Source organism: Thauera linaloolentis 47Lol = DSM 12138, from assembly GCF_000310205.1.
In the GTDB taxonomy this organism is placed as follows: Bacteria; Pseudomonadota; Gammaproteobacteria; order Burkholderiales; family Rhodocyclaceae; genus Thauera; species Thauera linaloolentis.
In genome coordinates, this window is record NZ_AMXE01000150.1 from 1 (window position 1) to 4,015 (window position 4,015).

5 protein-coding genes and 1 pseudogene are annotated in these 4,015 nt (G+C 57.5%); 5 read left to right on the forward strand and 1 reads right to left on the reverse strand.

The genetic code is table 11. The features are described from left to right. Positions 1–324: 324 nt before the first annotated feature. Positions 325–822, reverse strand: coding sequence for a hypothetical protein (locus tag C666_RS20635; protein ID WP_154666268.1), 498 nt, complete (start codon positions 820–822; stop codon positions 325–327). Positions 823–1,370: 548 nt separating this feature from the next. Here C666_RS20635 and C666_RS20045 point away from each other — a divergent pair. From C666_RS20045 to C666_RS18695, 5 genes and pseudogenes are all read left to right on the forward strand, one after another. Further along, positions 1,371–1,553, forward strand: a pseudogene (locus C666_RS20045) (transposase domain-containing protein); the annotation flags it as partial. Between the two features lie 293 nt (positions 1,554–1,846). Beyond that, entirely contained in the window at positions 1,847–2,092 is a 246-nt protein-coding gene (locus tag C666_RS18690) for a helix-turn-helix domain-containing protein (protein WP_004348419.1), read from the forward strand. 117 nt (positions 2,093–2,209) lie between these two features. Next, positions 2,210–2,335, forward strand: a complete 126-nt coding sequence (locus C666_RS21125) for a hypothetical protein (RefSeq protein ID WP_281169809.1) — start codon at positions 2,210–2,212, stop codon at positions 2,333–2,335. A gap of 6 nt (positions 2,336–2,341) precedes the next feature. After that, a complete protein-coding gene (locus C666_RS21260; RefSeq protein ID WP_370701734.1) occupies positions 2,342–2,530 on the forward strand; it encodes a hypothetical protein in 189 nt (62 codons plus the stop codon). Between the two features lie 78 nt (positions 2,531–2,608). Beyond that, the gene (locus C666_RS18695) at positions 2,609–3,757 is read left to right on the forward strand and encodes an ISAs1 family transposase (RefSeq protein ID WP_028792454.1); all 1,149 of its coding nucleotides are present in this window, start codon (positions 2,609–2,611) and stop codon (positions 3,755–3,757) included. The last annotated feature ends 258 nt before the right edge of the window (positions 3,758–4,015 follow it).

Sequence of the window (4,015 nt, forward strand, 5' to 3'; positions counted from 1 at the left end):
TCCCTTGACCAGGCCGGCCGCCATGCAGGCGCGCACCACTTCATCGAAGAGCCAGCGGAAGGTGCTGCTCTCCCCGCGCCCCGGTCGCGCCGATGAACGATTGAGGCCAGCCGGAGCGGTGAGTCGCATGGCCCCGGCACCACAGTGCCGAACAAGGCCGATTGGGGAAAGGCAGTCTGTTCTGTCCTTGTCCATTGCAATGCCGCCAGTCGAGAAGCGGTCACGTCCGAGCGTGATCAGCAGGAGAAGAAGATGCGTGCATGATCAACGGCTGCTGTCTGCAGAAAACAGTTGACGGGAAGTCCCTTGGGGAAGGTAAGGCTGCTATTTAGTAGCAGGTTTTACGCCGTCACTATTGAATATCGCAACGCAATTGCTTCCGGCTGGAATAAGCAACATGTTTGCACCACCTGAATTTTTTGTGAAAATTGTGCCTGCTGTCTCCGCTTCTAACTTAAATGAATCGCTCATTTCAGCGAAGTAGGCTGTGCACGATTTAGCCATGGGTAGGATAATCGTCCTGGTGTAGATGCACTCTTTTCCGATTTTTCTAAACTCTGCCGAAACGTAGACGGAGTCTCCGGCCTCCCCGAAAGCTGCTGTTATCTTGAGGCTGTCATCTCTGGTCTGCGGAAGCTTGTCGGTAATAACCCTGATGCCGGAGCCTCCAACCACGGAAAACGCATTTCGAATTGCTGCGTTGCATGCTGTGAACCCGTGGTCTTTAGCTTTCTGTAATACAAAATCAAGAGCCTCGTTTGCATGGGACACTTGAGAAGTGAACAGTAAGCTCGTTGTGAGAGGTAGCAGATGGAAGCGCATACATATTTCTCCGATTGTTAGTGCGAAATCATGAATACAGCGTGGTGATCCTTGCAGAGCAACCTCACCCTAATGACATAATCCAAGCAGCTCCGCACGGAACTCATCAATCGTTCGGTCAGCATGACCTTGGACTTGATGCTTGCCTTACGTGTGTAGCGAGCCTTTTTTCCAGCGCTGCGCCTTGGTTTATTGTCAGCAGCATATTGTGACGTAAACACATCTAATTTGTAAGCATCTGGTGAGCGCCGCCTTCCTTTTGGAGTAGTCGTCGTTGACGATCCTCCCGGAGGGGGCATCTAACTTTGTACCCACAATGGATTTCATGGACACTGATTTGGATCAGCGTCTCCACCGCGACCCACGCGGACCGTACTGGCACCACACGCTCGAGTTCGAGCGCGCCGTCGTCTAGCAGTCCCTGCAGCCGGGTGCTTCGGTGTCGCGACTTGCTTGCTCGCCCGCACGACCTCAACGCAATCAGATCTTCGCTTGGCGCAAGGTCCACAAGGAAGGCAGTTTGAGGACGGCCGCGTTCGTGTCGGTGAGGCGAGCGTGCTGCTGTGATCTACAGTTTGATTGGCACGGCCAAGCTGAACGGGCTTGATCCCGAAGCTTACCTACGCCATGTGATCGGGTGTGTCGCCGAGCATCTGGTCAATCGTGTCGATGAACTCCTGCCGTGGAGGGTCGAACGGGCCTTAGCGGCACCCGAACAGAAGGCCGCCTGATGCAGCATTCAGCTTCCGATTCGCTGCCCCTGCTGACACATCAACGAACTGCTCTCGGATGGTGGCTAGATTACGTTCTGGCATACACCAGCGAGGACGCCATTCTTGGGTCTCCCTTGTCCTTTTTCTTGCATCTTGAGGGCTTCTCAGCTCCTCTAGGTGCCATCTTCGCGATGGCAGGTGCCTCTGTCAGTGATCTATTTTTTCATCGCGACCCGCCTATTTGTTGTCATCGGCATATTGTGACGTAAACGCGGCTGACGCAAAATCATCAAGCCAGGAGACTCTGAAAAATGTCTCCCGGCTCAACTCCCTCGCAGGACTTCCCCAACGCACGAGCCGTCCTTGCCACTAATCTGGTGAGGCTGCGGCGCGCGCACGGCTGGTCCCAGGAGGAGCTCGCTTTTGAAAGCGGCCTGCACCGAACCTTCATTGGGCATGTTGAGCGCCGGGCGCGAAACATCTCGCTCGACAACATCGAGCGCTTGGCACACACCCTCAGCGTGCCCGTTCACGTGCTCCTCACTCCTGCGGACTGAGTTTGGCTTTGCGGCTACGACCACATCGTCACCGACGGTCCGCCGCATGTTACCTGCCAGGACGCTGGCATGGCATGATGAGTGGCACTTGCCATACGCGTTTGAGGCACCGATCCGATGACCGATACCAAGCCGGCCGCTACCGCCACCACACCCAAGAAGCGTCCCACACTGCGCTTCCGAACTGGCTCGGACATTCAGGCATATCGCAAGAAGGTCAGATTGAATCAGGCGAAGTTCTGAGCGTGCATCGATGTAACACAGTCCGGTGGGTCACGGTACGAGTCTGGGCGCGACATCCCGAAACCGGTGCAGATGCTTCTCTATCTCGCGTACGGAACCGAGGCACGGGCTCAGCTCCTGCTGGACTGGCTCCGGGACGAGCAGACAGACAGGGCTCCCGCAGCTACCCACCTGTCGTTGGCCGCCCAAAAATGATGTTCACGATCAATCACTTGCAACACCCCTGCTCACAGGCCATTGTTTTGTGTAGCTTTCTGTCTTTTTGGGTGATCGATGGACACAGGGAAGCTGGCCGGCATGGTGGAGATTTTCGAAGGCCTGGAGGACTGGCGTAGCACGCAACAGACACGACACCGGCTGAGCGAGCTGCTCACCGTGACGGTATGCGCGGTGCTCAGCGGTGCCGACGATTTAGAGGAGATTTCGCAGTGGGCGCACGCCAAACTGGCCTGGCTGCGGGGCTTTCTTCGGCTCGACTACGGCGTGGCCTCGCCCGATACCTTCGAGCGGGTGTTCGCGCTGCTCGATCCGAAGCAGTTCGAACAGGCCTTTCGCACCTGGGTGGGCGGCATCATTCCGGCGCTGGGCAAGGACCAGGTGATCGCCATCGATGGCAAGGCGAGCCGGCGCACCACGAGCAAGACGGCCGCTGCGCCGCTGCATATGGTCAGCGCGTTTGCGGCCAACGTGGGCGTGGTGCTCGGACAGACGGCCACCGCAGAGAAGAGCAACGAGATCACGGCGATTCCCGAACTGCTCAAGGTGCTCGACATTGAGGGGTGCATCGTCACCATCGACGCGATGGGCACGCAGACCAAAATCGCCCACGCCATTCGCGAACGAGGTGCGCACTACGTGTTGTGTGTGAAAGACAACCACCGCAACCTGCACGATTCGATCATCTTCGCCAACCTCGACCCACGCGGCCCGCTGGTACCGACTTCGACCCACGAGAGCACGAGCACCGGGCACGGAAGAACCGAAGTGCGTCGCTGCCAAGCCTACGACGCCGTCGATCGGCTCCACAATGCCGCCGCCTGGAAGGACGTCGCCAGCTTCGCCGTGGTCGAACGCATCCGAACGGTGGGCGAGCGCACCAGCACCGAGCGCGTCTGCTACATCAGCAGCCTGCCCGCCGGGGCCGAGCGGATCGCGCAGGCGGTCAGAAGTCACTGGGAGGTCGAGAATCGTCTGCACTGGTGTCTCGATGTTCAGTTCAGTGATGATTACGCCCGTGCCCGTACCGGCCACGTCGCACACAACCTCGCGCTCGTCCGCCACATTGCCCTCAACCTCATCCGGCTCGATACCTCCATCAAGACCAGCATCAAGACCAAGCGACTGCTGGCCGCGACATCCGATCAGTTTCGCGCAGCGTTGCTGGGCTTTGAAGCGCCCCCTGACGACGAAGACGATGAATGATGAATGCGTAGCTGCGGTAGCCCTGAGCAGACAGATGCTCTGCATGACTCATCAAACTCAAGCACCTAAGCAAAGGGCTAAACGGTCACCTATGGGCGTAATGCGCAGGTGGCGGTAGGTTCATTTCATCGATGTGAGAAAAATCCCAAGATGAGTGAGAACCTACACCACTTGACATGTCTCTTGTAGGTTCTCAAATACGGTGAAATGGTTCCCCAGCAGCGGCGCCGGAAATTTCACCCTTCAATGAAAACCCTT